At 64.6% G+C, this 15,193-nt stretch carries 16 protein-coding genes; 7 read left to right on the top strand and 9 right to left on the bottom strand.

Annotation, left to right across the window (positions count from 1 at the left end):
* Positions 1-13 precede the first annotated feature (13 nt).
* The 6 genes from C6A86_RS08680 to C6A86_RS08655 form a co-directional block, all read right to left on the bottom strand.
* The gene (locus C6A86_RS08680) at positions 14-1,678 is read right to left on the bottom strand and encodes an SWIM zinc finger domain-containing protein (protein ID WP_158263332.1); all 1,665 of its coding nucleotides are present in this window, start codon (positions 1,676-1,678) and stop codon (positions 14-16) included.
* A 349-nt stretch (positions 1,679-2,027) separates the two neighbouring features.
* The gene (locus tag C6A86_RS08675; RefSeq protein WP_105365937.1) at positions 2,028-2,810 is read right to left on the bottom strand and encodes a hypothetical protein; all 783 of its coding nucleotides are present in this window, start codon (positions 2,808-2,810) and stop codon (positions 2,028-2,030) included.
* 181 nt (positions 2,811-2,991) lie between these two features.
* Positions 2,992-3,480, bottom strand: coding sequence for a hypothetical protein (locus tag C6A86_RS08670; RefSeq protein WP_105365936.1), 489 nt, complete (start codon positions 3,478-3,480; stop codon positions 2,992-2,994).
* A gap of 4 nt (positions 3,481-3,484) precedes the next feature.
* Positions 3,485-4,669 (bottom strand): amidase domain-containing protein, encoded by a 1,185-nt coding sequence (locus C6A86_RS08665; protein WP_311101085.1) that lies wholly within the window; start codon positions 4,667-4,669, stop codon positions 3,485-3,487.
* A gap of 415 nt (positions 4,670-5,084) precedes the next feature.
* The gene (locus tag C6A86_RS08660) at positions 5,085-6,173 is read right to left on the bottom strand and encodes an acyl-CoA desaturase (RefSeq protein ID WP_105361430.1); all 1,089 of its coding nucleotides are present in this window, start codon (positions 6,171-6,173) and stop codon (positions 5,085-5,087) included.
* Between the two features lie 235 nt (positions 6,174-6,408).
* Positions 6,409-7,605: an oxygenase MpaB family protein gene (locus C6A86_RS08655; RefSeq protein WP_311101084.1), complete on the bottom strand. Its 1,197-nt coding sequence runs from the start codon at positions 7,603-7,605 to the stop codon at positions 6,409-6,411.
* Between the two features lie 57 nt (positions 7,606-7,662).
* Between C6A86_RS08655 and C6A86_RS08650 the strand changes: the two genes are divergently transcribed.
* From C6A86_RS08650 to C6A86_RS08635, 4 genes are all read left to right on the top strand, one after another.
* The gene (locus tag C6A86_RS08650) at positions 7,663-8,280 is read left to right on the top strand and encodes a TetR/AcrR family transcriptional regulator (RefSeq protein WP_233213021.1); all 618 of its coding nucleotides are present in this window, start codon (positions 7,663-7,665) and stop codon (positions 8,278-8,280) included.
* Between the two features lie 71 nt (positions 8,281-8,351).
* Positions 8,352-8,777, top strand: coding sequence for a hypothetical protein (locus C6A86_RS08645; protein WP_105363585.1), 426 nt, complete (start codon positions 8,352-8,354; stop codon positions 8,775-8,777).
* A gap of 77 nt (positions 8,778-8,854) precedes the next feature.
* Entirely contained in the window at positions 8,855-9,310 is a 456-nt protein-coding gene (locus C6A86_RS08640; protein WP_142406987.1) for a hypothetical protein, read from the top strand.
* 63 nt (positions 9,311-9,373) lie between these two features.
* Positions 9,374-9,799, top strand: a complete 426-nt coding sequence (locus C6A86_RS08635; protein ID WP_142406988.1) for a hypothetical protein — start codon at positions 9,374-9,376, stop codon at positions 9,797-9,799.
* Positions 9,800-9,844: 45 nt separating this feature from the next.
* Here C6A86_RS08635 and C6A86_RS08630 read toward each other — a convergent pair whose 3' ends face one another.
* From C6A86_RS08630 to C6A86_RS08620, 3 genes are all read right to left on the bottom strand, one after another.
* Positions 9,845-10,147: a hypothetical protein gene (locus tag C6A86_RS08630; RefSeq protein ID WP_233213022.1), complete on the bottom strand. Its 303-nt coding sequence runs from the start codon at positions 10,145-10,147 to the stop codon at positions 9,845-9,847.
* A gap of 83 nt (positions 10,148-10,230) precedes the next feature.
* Positions 10,231-10,680 carry a hypothetical protein gene (locus C6A86_RS08625; protein ID WP_142406989.1) on the bottom strand — a complete coding sequence of 150 codons (450 nt, stop codon included), beginning with the start codon at positions 10,678-10,680 and terminating at the stop codon, positions 10,231-10,233.
* 140 nt (positions 10,681-10,820) lie between these two features.
* Positions 10,821-12,323, bottom strand: coding sequence for an APC family permease (locus tag C6A86_RS08620; RefSeq protein ID WP_105363589.1), 1,503 nt, complete (start codon positions 12,321-12,323; stop codon positions 10,821-10,823).
* 138 nt (positions 12,324-12,461) lie between these two features.
* On the opposite strand from C6A86_RS08620, the gene C6A86_RS08615 reads away from it, so the two are divergent.
* From C6A86_RS08615 to C6A86_RS08605, 3 genes are all read left to right on the top strand, one after another.
* Positions 12,462-13,193, top strand: coding sequence for a FadR/GntR family transcriptional regulator (locus tag C6A86_RS08615; protein WP_105363608.1), 732 nt, complete (start codon positions 12,462-12,464; stop codon positions 13,191-13,193).
* Positions 13,190-13,882 (top strand): hypothetical protein, encoded by a 693-nt coding sequence (locus C6A86_RS08610; RefSeq protein ID WP_105363590.1) that lies wholly within the window; start codon positions 13,190-13,192, stop codon positions 13,880-13,882. The genes C6A86_RS08615 and C6A86_RS08610 overlap by 4 nt, the downstream gene beginning before the upstream one ends.
* A 99-nt stretch (positions 13,883-13,981) precedes the next feature.
* The gene (locus C6A86_RS08605) at positions 13,982-15,184 is read left to right on the top strand and encodes a cytochrome P450 (protein WP_105363591.1); all 1,203 of its coding nucleotides are present in this window, start codon (positions 13,982-13,984) and stop codon (positions 15,182-15,184) included.
* The last annotated feature ends 9 nt before the right edge of the window (positions 15,185-15,193 follow it).

Raw genomic sequence — 15,193 nt, 5'->3', positions numbered from 1 at the left:
CAAGCACTGGACGTCAGAGTTTCTTGGCGTCGAGTGCCTTCATCAACGATGGCCGTCGGCCGTACTCCCGCCGGATCTCGGCCATGAAGAGCGCGAAATCGGCACTGCGTCCGCCCTTTTCGTACAGCTTCGCCATGGTGGCCAGCGTCGCAGCGATATCGGGATAGATCTTGGAGTTGGGATACCGCAAATCGGTCTCCAGCTGCGGACGGTACAGGTCAGCCGCGGCGACGGGTCGGGCATCAGCACCGCGTTGCGCCAGTTCCTTCCAGGCCCAGCCCGGGCCGTAGCGATCTGCGGCCCGCCACGCGGCCTCGATATCACCCTCACTGAGCCACAGCTGCACCAGAACCGCGCCCTGGGCGAATCGGTCCGCCGCGAGTCTCTCCGCATGCTCGAGCGCCCATGCCTGTTCGGTGTCGGCGCGATCGATGGTTGTCGCGAAGTCCAGCAAGACACGGTAAGTGGGAACCGAAGGCTGCCGGACAAAGTCGGCCCGCATGACATCGAGAGCGTCATCGAGACGGCCCAGGCTCAGGTAGGTCTGCGCAACGGCATCGGGGCTCAACCAGAAGTCATTGCCGCCACCGTGACTGGATACTCGGCCCTCGGTGACCGCGCGGTCAATCCACCCGACCGCTTCATCGGCTCGGCCGGCGGCCCGCAACCGATCCACGATCGCCCCGTATTGCGGGTGGTCGCGTCGGCTCAAGAGGTCGACGGCTTGGTCGACGTCGCCGTCGTGGTCGGCAAGTTCAAGTACCATTCGGTCGATTTCCGACCGAGTCCACTTTTCTCGGTCGGCGTACTTGCGGTCCACCGCGGCCACCGCCCGCCGATAGGTCGCCAGCGCAGGTTCGTCGAACGCGTCGACGAAATCGGCAAGGACCAGTTCGGGCCAGCCCGGCGAGTCGGCGCGAAATTTCACCAGCCAGGTGGCGAGCTTGACGGGATCGGGCCGGCCCAATCGGCACGCCCGTGCATAAAGGGAAGCCGCCCTTTCACATTCAAAGCCGATCGACCCCGACGAGTCGTCGGCCTCCTCCATGATCTTGCGCAACCGGGTCACCGCTCGCAGTAACGCGGGGCGCACCGCCTCGGCGGCCCCACCGTCCAGGTAGCTTTCCAACTCGTCGAGCACGTCAGCGGCCACGCCCGCAACGTCGAACGAGCGCCGATAGTCGATAAAGCCGCGAAACGACAGTGCGTTTCGCACATAGGCATCCAGCTCAGGTGCGGCCTCGGCGCCATCACTCGACGCTGCCATGGTTCGGATCTCGATCAGCCGTTGCACACTGTCGTCGCGGCGGGCAAGATCGAGCACCTGCTCGCGTAGCTCATCGAGATCCATCGCCCGCACCGCGTCATCCAAGGCCGTATCGGGTGCACCGTTGGCGTCAAGGTCGACTGCGACGCGGCCGGTGTCGATCGCGGCGAGCCCGACTGCGACCAGGTGCTTGCAGAAATGGCCGTCCTCGAAATGCGGGCAGGTGCACCATCCACCGAGCACCGAACCGGACCAATCGAGTTCCACGGTATACACCCGCTTGGCCTGGACGGACGCGTACGCCTTCGTGTCGGCGACCCGCAGCCCGCGGACATACCCGACGTAGTCCTCACCCCGGGCAAACACGACGCCGCCTGCCGCGCCAAGCAGGCCCGCTTCGGACAATGGCACATCCCCATCGTGCCGTATGAACTGCGGCTTCGGCCACTACCGGCAGCACGTGAGTTGTCGCTGCTTTGTCGCTACAAGGCGGGCAGTGACTTACTCACTTCTCCGCCGGCGCAGCGGCACGTGCCGGCCCCACAACGTCACCCACTCGGGTACGGCCAACCCGTGAATTATCCGTTGCGTCCGAAACAGCTGGCGCGGTAGCGAAGCCGAGTTGTGCGGCAGGTCGTACTTCTCGCACAGCTTCCGAACCCGGACACCGACTTCGCGGAGCCGATTTCTCGGCAGAGGGACAACTGACCTGCCGCCGTGCCGAAAAACAGCCCATCAACGTGGCACCAGGATCTCAGCACTACCTGAGATCGAATCGTCCATCGCGGAACCGCTCATCGACCCTCGAATCGACCAACTCCATCCGATCCTCCGGATGTAGCCAGTAGTGCCGCACCAACCAGTACACGGCCACACCGCGGGGAACGTATAAATTGAGGCCGCCAACGACCTTCTCGCTGCCATCGCGCAGGGACAGCACCACCGACCTGCCGGCTCTTTTGCCATCCTTGGTCTCGGAGTGATCCTTGATGCCGACAATGTCATCCCATTCCACCGCTCGGGTTTTGACTACATCGGCGATCTCGACCATTGCCGGACTGAGCCTGATGTATCCCACTCCCCCGCGCCGCACCCAGCTGGTCAGCCCGATGACCGCACACACGGCAGCTGCCAGGAACAGCGGGGGCGAGAAGATTTGGAGCCCTCGCGTCATGGGAATGTCGATCGCACCGCGCGGGATGAAGAACGCGAGCAGCAGTGCCGAGGGGACGATCACCGCGAGTCCGGTCAAGTACAGCATGGTGAACCGCTTATCCGGCCACACGGTGAACCCGGTTGCGTCGCTGGAGGTCCGCGTCTTCGTCTTGCCGGCTGCCGCCAGGAGAAGAGCAGCCATCATCAGGACTGGAAACGTAATGAAGCCGAAAATCAAACACGTCGTCAAATAGTTGCCCCGCAGTCCGGCGAGGATTCCTCGGACAACGAAGTAGGCCACCCCCACAGACACGATGAGTCCCGCCCACAACACGTACCTGCCGGATTCGGCCCAGTTCGCCGGCTTGGGGAGATTTAGTTCGGACACAACGCCTCCCCAACGAACTCGCCCATTTCTATGCCCCCGAAACCTCCGACAAGGCCACCTGCAACGGCGAATACCGGGACGGCACCTGGCGCGAACGGACCCGTCGCGAGACCCAACGCCGCACCGCCTTCTGCCAGAGCCCAACCGCCGCCACCACCGGCGGCAAGTTGATCGTTCCGGCTCACCCGCTGGTCGCGAAGTAGAACGGCTCCCAGTAACCCATCTCGGCGATCGCCACGACCCCGAGTTCGCGGGTGCGCGACGCTTGCCCCAGGCACCGCTCCTCGACCGTGACGTCGAAGCGGTAGGTCGAAGCTGCCGAGGACAACCCCGGAACCTGTTGTCCTCGTTGCTCCCCACGATCCTGCACCGCTGCCAGTTCGTACGCGCAGCCCGTCGCCGGCATGGCCGCTTCGATGGAGTCGCGCTGCTCCAGCGATAGCCCGCCTTTCAAGCGAAGAACCGGAACCTGTTCTGCGTCATGCGTGTTGAGACCCGCCACGAGTCGATCTGCCCACTCTTGTTGCTTGCCGGGACCGTAGTCACCTAACGACAGACCATCATCGTTAGACGGCAGAGTCAACAGCCAGACCGTGACGGCCACCGCGACGACAAGCACCGCCGCAGCAGTCCACGAAACGCGCCGGTGCGCGGTGTACCACTCCATCATGGATTCACTCCCCCGGGTACCTCAGATGGACGAACTCGACTTGGGCTGGCGCATGAGTGTATTCCGCTGAGTTAGGCATCCAGTCATCGTGCAGCTTTACTCCACCGGAATGCTGGTTGATAACGTCAGTTGGCACACCGTTGATCGTCTGCTGGCCGGCGTAGACCGCTACATGGTTGATGCCGCCGTCGGCGTCCTTGTAGTAAATGAGATCTCCGGGAAGCAACCCCGCCTTTGAAGGCGCCAATGGATCCAGCCCGTTACTGCTGGGCGTCGGCACCACTCCGACGATGTCGCCTCGACCCGAATGCTGTGTCACGAAATTGTGGTTCTCTTTCGCCAGCGTCCAAGTCTTGGACGAGGTATTCCCCGGAAGTATCGCGCCATCATTTTGGTAGTACCAGTCGTCGCTGTCTCCACGACGCCAATCATCGATGTCGTTGCCCACGTCATCGAACCCGCCGGCCCGCATTACTTGAGAAGCGAAGTTCGTACAGTCCAGGTCGCCACCACCAAGGGATTCGTATTCGGGATTAAAGCCTTCCGCCCACTTCTCGGAGTACTCGAGAGCCCGACGACGACTCTCTGACAACGGCGGATTCTCGCCTAGCTCTGGACCGAGCTTGAACTCGTTGCCGACGAGTTGCACCTGGTCTTCGGGCGCCTTGCTCCTGTCCTCTCCGTCGAACGGGATGCCTGCAAGTTCCTCGGCTTTGGCTTCGAGCCGTTTGCCAACCAGTGCATCAGTCTGAACGAGTTGTTCGGCGCGCCAACGGATATCTTCGGCATACTCGATGGCGGAGACAACACGCGTCGCCGCGGTCTGCGCGTCGTACTGGCGAGTATCGCTGACCGTCAGGTCCTCACCCACCAGGAAGCCGTCAGCCTCGGCAGTGTGGATTGCCTCCAGTACTTGCTGCTGAGCACTGCGAATGTCCTCTGCGCCGCGGGCTGCGATCACAGCAGCTTGACGCTGTGCGTCGCCCTGTCGATGTGCAACGGCGACGTCCGCGGTCACCCGCTGCAACGCCGCATCCTTGGCCTCGCCGACCCATACCGGGTTGGCGATGTTCTGACGGTGCTGGTCGAAGGCGGATTCTGCTGCCGACGCCGACTGCTCCCACCGGGTCGCTGCACTGCTGAGATCCGACGTGTTCCAGACCGCGACCTCAGATCGAGTGGGCAGCACCGTCTGTGTAGCCGTCGGACTCAAACTGCCCCGTCAAGAGCGGCTGCGCTGCCATGGTCCGCGTCGTCGTAGCGGGCGCCGGCGGATGACAGATGGGCCGCCTGTTGCGCGATCCGGTCAGACTGCCTGATCCGCACCTCGGCGCATACCGCGTCCAGCGCCGAGATTCCTGCGTCACTCGGCCTTAAACCACTCACCGACTCCGTCACCGGACCATCCGCAAGACCCGCAGCGACCAATGTGCTTGCAGACGACGCCGTACGTAGACCGTCGACTTCTACTTCTAGATTCCTCGCCATAGCTCCCCATCCAGCGACTCCAGAATCTGCAGAATATCGCACCATGAGGAGGCGCCGGTGCACCAATTCTATGTGAAACGATCGATCACAGTCGTCGCATACAGCGGCGACGAAAGCTACTTGCTGCGGCCAGCGGGCGAAAGCCTGTCTGGAATCCCCAACCCATGAATAATCCGTTGCGTCCGAAACAACTGGCGCGGAAGCGAAGCCGAGTTGTACGGCAGGTCGTACTTCTCGCACAGCTCCCGCACCCGGACACTGACTTCACGGAGCCGATTGCTCGGCAGATCCGGGAACAGATGATGCTCGATCTGGTAGCACAGGTGCCCGCCCGAGAGCGCCACCAACGGACTCACCTCGAAGTTGGCCGTCCCCAGCATCTGCCGCAGATACCACTCACCCCGGGTCTCATCCGTGACCACCGCCGGATCGAACGTCTCCGCACCATCGGGGATGTGCCCGCAGATGATGTTCACGTACACCCACAGATTCCGGAGCGTATTCGCCGCCACGTTGGCCGCCAGGGTCCGCCGCCATCGGCGCAAGCTCAGCGCCGGCATGAACACGTAGTCCTTGGCCAACTGACGGGCGGCCTTGCCGACGAACTTCCGCCGCTCGACCGCCAACACCGCCGGCTCACCCCGCAACTTCTCCGAGTGCAGCCCGTGCAGTGCGATGCCCCATTCGAACATCGCCGCCAACACCAGGTTTCGCAGCGGAGTCGCCAGATACCACCAGCGCCACGGCTGGTCCTCGGTCACCCGCAGCAGGCGGTAGCCGATGTCCTCGTCCATGCCGAGCACATTGCTGTAGACGTGATGCCGGTAGTTGTGCGAGTACCGCCACTGCGCGGAATGCCCGACCATGTCCCACTCCCAGGTATTGGAGTGGATTTCGGGGTCGTTCATCCAGTCCCACTGGCCGTGGGAGATGTTGTGGCCGAGTTCCATGTTCTCGAGGGACTTCGCGTACGCCAGCGCGCCCGTGCCCAGCAGCCAGCCCTTCTTGGAGCGGCTGCCGGCGATCACCAGACGCGCCGCGACGTCGAGCGCCCGCTGAAAATGGATGACCCGCCGGATGTAGGCCGCGTCCTTGGCCCCGAGCGAGTCCTCGACGTCTTGGCGGATCGCGTCGAGTTCGTAGGCGATCTCTTCGACGTCCGCGCTACTGAGATGCAGGTAGCTGGGAACATCGGCGATCGCCATCAAGGTGTCCTCGGGTGGGTGCGGGATGAAGAGCGGCGCAATCCACCGCGAGCGTCAGACCGCAGCTTAGAGGCTGCGGCTTAACGGCGAGTAATCGAGGTTCGCCGTCCAGGCGAAATGGCGGTGCGGACGCGCTGTGCGGCCTCCCCGTGGCTGCGCTCGTACTCGGCGACAACCAGCATGAACGCTGGTCGACGATTCGGCGATGCAGCCCGCGGACTTGCTGAGAGCCTGTTCAGGATCCCGCCGGGTGCCCACCATGATCGGGCGCCGCATCCACCAGGTCATGCGCCATGCCGTAGCGCTTGCGCTGCTGCGCCATCACCCGCGGGTAGCCGGCCAGCGCCCGCCGAGTGCGCCACTGCGAAACCCCGGGCACCGCGCCGAGCACCCGGTTCACTCCCCCGACCACCGGGCTGATCACCGAAGGCAGATGCTTCAACACCGTGTCCGGCACCCCCAGCTTGGAGGCCGCCTCGTCACCGAGGAACGCCCGCGTCAGCCCGTTGACCACGGCGACACCCACGCAGCGCCCGCCGACCGGCAGCAGGTCGGCGATCTCGACCGCCAAGTAGTCGTGGGTCAGCGCCCGCACGAAGTCGCGGTCGCCTTGGTCGGGGTTGCTCCCGGTCAGCGCGTACAACTCCTCGATCCGCACATGGTCGGCCTCGCACGTCGGATTAAGCTCAGGGCCAACCCCATTCAGGAATCCGACGTAGCGCCAGAAGTGGAAGATGTCGTCCAGCTCGGCAGCGGTGTACCGCACGCCGAGCTGCCGCATCGCCGTCAACGCGATGTTCCCGAACTCGACGATGGTGAACGCCATGAAGCTCTGCGGGATCGGTGCACCCCAGGCTTGCGCATCCCACGAACCGCTGTCCCACAGCGACTTCCGCACGAACGCGTGGATCAGCCGCACCCGCAGCGTCGTCGCGAATCCCGCACCGGAGCGGCGCAACCCGCCCGGGGTCAGGATCGTCTCCATCCACGATCCGACCTCCAGCGAACGCACCGCGGCTTGGCTGGTGTAGCGATTGGTGATCACCAGCGGCATGCCGGCGACCTGGTTCATTGCGCCCTTGGTCAACGACGCTGCGCCGAGCACGATCCCGTAGGACGCCATGTGGCGCACCAGATGTCCGGCGGCCCGGTCCAACGTCGAATGGTCCAGCCACGCGGGCTCGGTATCGACCTCGGCGAAGAGGTCCCGCAGTGCCACCGGCGCATCCGGGACCGCGTCGATGCCCTCGGCCAGCGCCGTCCGGAACATCGCCATGCCCGCACCCTTCGGCAGCTCAGCGAAGACCGCCACCACCGCATCGGCCAACGGGTCGGCGACATACACGCCGTCCACCCAGTCCTGGCCGGCGCGCCCGTACCGCTGCACGGCAATATCGGCCCTCGGAACAGCGGTTTCACTGGCAATACTCATGCCTCCATGCAAACATGAGAGTTCCTCAGTTACTACTCACCTTTGAACGAGATGAGAATGGCCACCAAAGCCCGGTCCCGGCCCCAGCAGCAACGGGCCCGCGAGATGCGCCGCCGACTGCTCGACGCCGCCCTGCAACTGATCACCAAACGGGGCATCCAGGCGCTGACTACTCAGGCCATCGCCGACACCGCGCACGTCAGTATCGGCACTGTGTATCGGTACTTTCCGGACCGCGCCGGCATCCTCGCCGAGCTGGTCGACGAGGCCACGCGCGACATCTCCTTCGAACTCGTACGCGGGGTCAGCGCCGCCATGGACCGCGATGTTCCCGATGCCGCCCACATCGTGGTCGACACCCTGACCACCGCCTACGAGAAGCACGCACCGATCCTGCACGCGGCGCTAAACTCCTCATCTTTCGACATCCCCGCCTACCTCAATCACACCGCGATGGACGAGATCGAACGCAGCCTGCTGCCACTGGGCAATGCCATCCCAAGCCGCACCCGACCGGACCTCGACGCCGACCAGTTGCAGGATCTGGTGTTCGTCACGATGGGTGTGACCTCGAGTGCCTGCCTTCGTATGGCGCTGCAGCGCCCACCCGGCTCGGACCGCGACGCGATGGTCGCGCTGACCGCCAGGATGCTGGCGGCGGCGCTCACCCCGTAGCCCCCGAGTCCCATGGGTACCAGCGCACACGCACCAATACGATGGCGCCACCGGCGAACGGAGGACAGTAGATGAAGCACCTACTCGAGGTGTTTCTTGAGTATTTCGATTTTCTCTACCTCGACCCTCAGTACAGCATTACGCGATCCAGCACGTCCGGCTCACCCTTGACCGGCGCGCAGCTGATCATTACAGGCAACACACTGAGCTGGTCTGTCACGAATGACCGCGGACAGATTTCACTCGCAGCGGCCCCGACCGCGGCTATCGCGCCAGAAAACTGGTTTCGCCTCTCGATCATTCGCAGACATCTCGACGGAACAGTCGCCGCTGGGGGAACCATCAGCACTGAAGACCTGGACTGGCTGAAAGCAAATATGACCGGAGTGGAGGAGCTCTTCGCGGACGCCGCGAAGACGCAGAGATCGTGCGAGGAACTCATCACATTGGAGAACATGGTCGCTGACGAGTTATTTGGTCCGCCAAAATCCCCATGACAGGAGAGAGTATTTTCGGTCGCCTCACCAGGAACTGGCTGTCCTGGGCGCCGCTGTGCGGGTTAGGAGAAATCCAAGTGTCGGATCGGCTCTCTGACAACGAAATCCGCTACACATCCAGTGAGTACTCGGTTCACCTCCACGAAGATGCCGAGTGGTGGTTTGTCGACACGGTCGACGATCGTGGTCAGCTGCGTGAGAACGTCGCGAGATTCTCGACGTTCGAACTCGCCGAGGTTTTCCTCGTCTGGCACTGGGCATCCACCGCGCGGAACGTGCTCCGCCTCACCAGCGTTGGCCGGGAACTCTATCTGCGTGGAATCGCGCCCAACGTTGAAGCCATAGCTCTGGCAGAGGGTATCTACGAGCTCCGGTCCGCTGAGGGTCGAGCCGTGCTACTCGAGCCCGAGGCCACAATTTTCAGTCATCTGATGTCGAAGTCGATCAACGAAATTGAGACCATCGGCAAAGCAGGCGTCGATTCGTGGGGAAGCTCAGACCCTCATTCGACGAACCCGAGCAAAGAGGACTGAAGGCCGATGTCGAACTTCACACGGCTAACGGAGCAGTGGATCAAATGGACACGGCTGTCAGGTATGACCGACGTATCTGTATCCGAGGCCGACGAAGATTGCCTCATCCGATTCAAGTCCGCGGATGAATCATTCTTCCTTAGGCGAGAAGGCACCTGGTGGGTAATCGACGAGGTTGACGATCGCGGCAAACGCTACGACGATACGGCGAGATTCTCTACCTTTGAACTGGCGGAAAAGTACTTGATTTGGACGTGGGGTTCGGTGGCGCGCAGTGTCCTCCGCGCTGAGCATCTCGGCGTGCGCCTCAACTCACTTGGAATGGCGCCCGGCGTAAGAGTCGAGCCCACCGATCGGGAGTATGTGGTGGAACTGCATGCCGCTACCGGAGTCGCAATCCTGCCATTATCGAGGGCGACGATCGCGAGCCACTGGATGACCTTGTCCATCGAAGAGGTCGAGCAGATGCTTGAAGCAGGTCTTGGCTGACACAGCGCGCACCGCAGGGCCCGCGCGTCAAGGTACGACTGCGGGCTACGGGCACTCCTCGGAATCGATCCGCACCACACCGAAGTCGATCTTGGTGCTCACGGTGAACGTGCCACCCGGCGCCGGCGTCGAGCTGCATACCTGCCAGTTGCGGTCGCTCATCTGCGCACGATCCTGACCGGTGAGGTCGGTCGAACTGCTGAACCAAACCTGCCCGCCGCTCACCGACTGGATCGCGTCCTGCGCACCCTGCAGGTCCATGCCAATCAGGTTCGGCATAGTCCAGGACGGCTCCGCCGACGCAGGCGGGCTCATCGCGATCGCAACACCGACCAATGCCGCGGCCATCGCAACACTTTTCATCTCAATCTCCTTGGCTTGAAGTAGCCGGACATCGTCGCATCCGGTACCGACAAGACCATGGCAGAGCCCTAGGAGAGCTCGAAGCCGAACCGCTCTAGAGACGCGAGCGGCGCAGATTCGCGGCTTTCAACGGCGACGAACACCCACGTTCTTCCTCGGTCGTCGGTGCGGGTGGCATAGCCATGCTCGACGCCGATGGTGCCCAGGTCACTGGCTGCCGCCGCGGGATTTTCGTACACACCGACCAGAACGCCATCTCGCCCTGGCGGAGTAATGCACAGCGCCACCGGGTCGGCACCGGGAAGCCAGGAGTTCGGCGACGCATCCCCGACAGACGGGCTGCCGCAGGCCGCAGTCAACCACGCGACGCCGTCACGCGTCTGGAAGGGAGACTGCGTCTCGGTCGGTTCGGCGACTGCCGAAGACGTCGCCGGTGGGGCAACCGGGTCGTCGGTCGCACAACCCGCGAGCACCGAAACAACACCAAGAAGCCCTACGCCCCGCCAAGTGACTGCCATGCCATACATCCTGCACTCAGGGCGCGACTCACTCGCACTTCTGCGCCATCACCGCAGAGCCAAGCGGAAATAGTCATTGTCGCTCAGAGGTGGGCAACTCAGAGCCCAAAATTTCCGGCGCGCGGCGGCGGCGACCGGAATCAGCGCCGGCCCGAAGGAATCGCATCGCTGTACGGCGCAGTACTCCGACCAGCCACCGGGTGAACCACCATGTACACCAACCCGATTCCGATCACCACGACCGCCGACAGCGCCACGATCCAGTTGTCATACCACGCGGCATCCGGGGTGCGCGGCCACGCCATGTTGACCATCGCGATCACGCCGTACACCAGCGCGGCGATGTTCACCGGCAGCCCCCACCGCCCCAGCGAGTACTTCCCGGACGGCACCCAACCCTTCAGCCGGGCTCGCAACGCCGCCAGCACCACCATCTGGAACGCGATGTAAATGCCCAACGCCGCAAAGCTGATGATCTTGGTGATCGCATCGGTGGAGAACCGCGACCCGATCACGATCACCGCCGGCACCACGGCCGCGATCACCAAGGCGTAGGGCGGCACATGCCGGGTAGCCGAAAACTTCGAAAGCAGAGACGATCCCATGATCATCCCGTCCCGACCGTACGAGTACGCCAGCCGGCTCGCCGCGGCCTGCAGGCTCATCGCGCACGACAGGAACGAGATCAGCACGACCACCAGGATCACCTTCGACCCAAACGGTCCGAACGCCTCGTTCAACACGGTGCTCACCGGGTCGGTGTCCTCGCCGGCGATCACCGCGGGGATGTCGGCCACCGCAAGGATCAGCGCCAGGCACACGAAAGTGGCTGCCGCACCACCGATGTAGATGGTGCGGCGCATCGCCTTGGGGATCAGCCGGCCCGGGTCTTGCACCTCCTCGGCGACGTCACCGCACGCCTCGAAGCCGTAGTACTGGTAGATGCCGATCAACGCCGCCGCCGCGAACGCGAACATGTAGTTGCCGTCACCGCCGGTGCCGAAGCTGTCGAACAGCACCCCCAGGTTGTGCTCGCGGTGCGCGATCAGCAGCCAGCCACCCACCACCAGCGCGCCGATGATCTCCGCGACGAAGCCGATGATCGCCGCCTTGGCAAGAACTTTCGTGCCCAGGAAGTTGATGGCGGTCGCCGCCGCGATCAGCACCAGCGCGAACAGAATGATGTTGTCGGTGGTGGCCTCGATACCGAGGACAGCGGCAACGAACGGCCCGCCACCGTAGGTGACCGAGGCGATGGTGACCAGCAGCGCCACCAGATACACCCACCCGGTCATCCACGCATACCGCCGCCCCCACAACCGTCGCGCCCACGGATACACCCCGCCGGCGACCGGGAACTGCGCGACGATCTCGCTGAACACCAGCGCCACCAGCAGCTGGCCCACACCGACGATCAGGAAGCTCCAGATCATCGGCGGCCCACCGGTGGCCAGCGCGAACGCAAACAACGTGTAGACGCCGACGACCGGCGACAGGTAGGTGAACCCCAGGCTGAAGTTCGCCCATGGGCTCATATCCCGCTTGAACTCCGATTTGAAGCCCAGCGCGTGCAGGTGCGCGGCGTCGTCATCGGGATGAGAAGCGTCATCGGGGCGGGAAGTCGGTGGCGTGGCAGTGGTCATGAGCTGCTCTCCTTCGGGCGGGAAACCGAATGAGCGAAAAACTACAGTCCTATTGTTTAAGTCGTCCCCGAAACGGCAGAATTCGTCACTGATCCGGTACATTGCGACGTCAGGCCAACGGGGAGGGAGGCAACAGTGGTGTCCTCACTGTCTCCCCTGGTCGCCCCCGACGCCCCCGTCGGCCGGGCCGACGAAATCGTCCTGCGCATCACCGAGGCCATCCACCTCGGCCTGCTCGACGACGGTGAACGCCTCCCGGTCGAGGTGGACCTGGCCGCCCAGTTCGGCGTCGCCCCGATGACCGTCCGCGAAGCCCTGGCCACCCTTCGCGAACAGCACCTCGTCGAGACCCGGCGCGGTCGCAGCGGCGGCTCCTTCGTCCGCCGCCCCGAGGGCCCGCCCGTCGAGCAGCTCACCGAACGCCTGGCCGCGATGAGCGCCTCGGACCTGCGCGACTTGTTCGACGAACACACCGCCATCGCCGGTCAGGCCGCGAAGCTCGCCGCCCAACGCGCCGCCCCGTACGCGGTCCGACGGCTGTTCGCGCTCACCGACCAACTCGGCGCGGCCGCCACCCTGGGCGACCGGATCCGCGCCGACAGCCGCTTCCACATCCAGATCGCCGTCGCCTCCCAATCCGCGCGGCTGGCCCGCCGCGAAGCGAACCTGCAGGCCGAACTCGCCGGACTCATCTGGCTACCCATCGGCCCGGACATCGACGTCGCCGCCTACGTCGACACCCAGCACGCCATCGCCGCGGCGGTCGCCGCCGAGAACGCCGCCGAGGCGCGCCGGCTCGCCGAAGACCACGCGATGAGTCAGCTGCCCCGATTGACCACGGTGAACATGAATCTGGCAGCCGGGTCATGACCGCACAGGAGCTCGCCGCCGAGGCTTCGCACGCCGTCGAGCCGTTCTACCGATTGCTCGATGCCGTCGCCGAGGAGGTGCTGCGCAGCCGCCCACCGCGCGCGGCGCTCACCGAGACGCACTTCTCCGGGTTGCAGCGCCTGCTGGCCGAACTGCTCACCGAGGAACACGGCATCTGGGGCATGGGCTTCGTCGCCGCGCCCTCGGTGGTCGAGGGCCGCGAACGCTATATGGCGTGGTGGCAGCGGCACAACGAGCGGGTCGCCCGGCTGCGGCTGAACTTCGATCCGACCAGCATCGACGTCTACGACTACCTGCAGATGGACTGGTACCAGCTGGCCCAGCGCGGCCAGCAGCGCGTCGCCTACGGCCCGTATGTCGACTACAGCGGCTCGGACATGTACACCATCACCGCGACCATCCCGGTCATCGCCGACGGCACCTTCCTCGGCGTGGCCGGCGCGGACCTGGTCGTCGGCGATGTCGAACGCCGGCTCATCGAGGTGCTGCGCCACACCGACGAGGACGCCGTCGTGGTCAACACCGAACGCCGTGTCATTGCCGCGAACACCCCGCGCTGGCTGGTCGGCTCCCGGCTCGGCGCCGTGCCCACCGACGACGACACGTTCCACGAGGTGGCCGAACTCCCCCTCGGCAACGGCTGGTCCGTTGCGGTCGCAAAGAGTTGAACGAGCGGTTACCCAGACTTAACTCGCAGCCCTTGACATTAATCCTCTCTTTCTAGAGTCTTTAAAGGCATCCGGTCACGCACCCTGGAGGTAGCCCCGATGTCGCCCGTCCCCCTCGATGAGGTTCCGCACTTCGACGTGAGTGACCCGGAATTCTCGCTGACCTCCGCCGAGGTGCACGACGCCCGCGAACGCAGCTGGTACGCCACCACCCCGTACGGCATCGCCGTACTGCGCTACGCCGAGATGAACAAACTGCTCAAGAGCCGCCAACTCCGCCAGGGCAGCATCGCCTGGCCCGCGCACAACGGCGTCACCGAAGGCCCCTTCGCCCGGTGGTGGGCCAGCTGGCTGCTCAACAAGGAGGGCGAGGAACACCGCCGCCTGCGCCGCCTGATGACCCCGGCCTTCACCCAGCAACTCATCGCCGGGCAGGTCCCCCGATTCCAGGCGCTGGCAGGCGAACTCGTCGACGCCTTCGCCGCACCCGACCGCTGCGAGTTCATGACCGAGTTCGCCGAGCCGTACTCCGCGCGGGTCACCGCCATCATGCTCGGCACCCCCGAACAGGACTGGCGCATCCTCGCCAAGGAGGCCACCACCATCGGGCTGGCCATGGCGGTCACCCTCAAGGACGACCTGCCCGAGATAGAGGCCGCCCTGGCCCGCCTCTATGACTACTGCGACGCCCAGATCGCCGACCGCCGCGCGCATCCGCGCGAAGACTTCGTCACCGCCTTCGTCAACGCCGCCGACCCCGAGGACGGCCGGCTCTCCGACGACGAACTGCGCGACGGCCTGACCATGCTCATCTTCGCCGCCTTCGACACCACCCGAAACCAGCTCGGCCTGGCCATGCAGACCTTCCTCGCCAGTCCCGACCAGTGGCGGCTGCTCGGCCAACGCCCCGACCTGGGCGGCAAGGCCGTCGAAGAGATCATGCGGCTGAACCCCACCACCCGCTGGGTGACCCGCGAGGTCGTCGAGGACTTCGAATACGAGGGTGTGGAACTCAAGGCCGGCACCACCGTGCACCTCTACGCCGAAGCCGCCGGGACCGACCCACGCGTCTACACACCCGGCCTGGACATCACCGCGGAACGCAAGCCGCACTTCGGGTTCGGCGGCGGCCTGCACTACTGCCTGGGCCACTTCGTCGCGCGCGCCGATATGAGCGAGGCGCTGCCGCTGCTGGCCCGACGGATGGTCGACCCGCACGAACTGCCCGGCGCCACCTGGCTTCCCGACTCCGGCAACACCGGGCCCATCACCCTTCCCATCGGCTTCACCCCAGCCCCCTGACCCAGGAGA

Source organism: Mycobacterium sp. ITM-2016-00316, from assembly GCF_002968335.2.
Taxonomy (GTDB): domain Bacteria; phylum Actinomycetota; class Actinomycetes; order Mycobacteriales; family Mycobacteriaceae; genus Mycobacterium.
This window is presented reverse-complemented; position numbering and strand designations above follow the sequence as displayed.

What these genes read in the sequence shown, in the direction of transcription:
- C6A86_RS08670 (WP_105365936.1), bottom strand. Translation starts at nt 3,480, where the DNA reads ATGATGGAGTGGTACACCGCGCACCGGCGCGTTTCGTGGACTGCTGCG.
- C6A86_RS08660 (WP_105361430.1), bottom strand. Translation starts at nt 6,173, where the DNA reads ATGGCGATCGCCGATGTTCCCAGCTACCTGCATCTCAGTAGCGCGGAC.
- C6A86_RS08655 (WP_311101084.1), bottom strand. Translation starts at nt 7,605, where the DNA reads ATGAGTATTGCCAGTGAAACCGCTGTTCCGAGGGCCGATATTGCCGTG.
- C6A86_RS08650 (WP_233213021.1), top strand. Translation starts at nt 7,663, where the DNA reads ATGGCCACCAAAGCCCGGTCCCGGCCCCAGCAGCAACGGGCCCGCGAG.
- C6A86_RS08645 (WP_105363585.1), top strand. Translation starts at nt 8,352, where the DNA reads ATGAAGCACCTACTCGAGGTGTTTCTTGAGTATTTCGATTTTCTCTAC.
- C6A86_RS08635 (WP_142406988.1), top strand. Translation starts at nt 9,374, where the DNA reads ATGACCGACGTATCTGTATCCGAGGCCGACGAAGATTGCCTCATCCGA.
- C6A86_RS08630 (WP_233213022.1), bottom strand. Translation starts at nt 10,147, where the DNA reads ATGGCCGCGGCATTGGTCGGTGTTGCGATCGCGATGAGCCCGCCTGCG.
- C6A86_RS08625 (WP_142406989.1), bottom strand. Translation starts at nt 10,680, where the DNA reads ATGGCAGTCACTTGGCGGGGCGTAGGGCTTCTTGGTGTTGTTTCGGTG.
- C6A86_RS08620 (WP_105363589.1), bottom strand. Translation starts at nt 12,323, where the DNA reads ATGACCACTGCCACGCCACCGACTTCCCGCCCCGATGACGCTTCTCAT.
- C6A86_RS08610 (WP_105363590.1), top strand. Translation starts at nt 13,190, where the DNA reads ATGACCGCACAGGAGCTCGCCGCCGAGGCTTCGCACGCCGTCGAGCCG.
- C6A86_RS08605 (WP_105363591.1), top strand. Translation starts at nt 13,982, where the DNA reads ATGTCGCCCGTCCCCCTCGATGAGGTTCCGCACTTCGACGTGAGTGAC.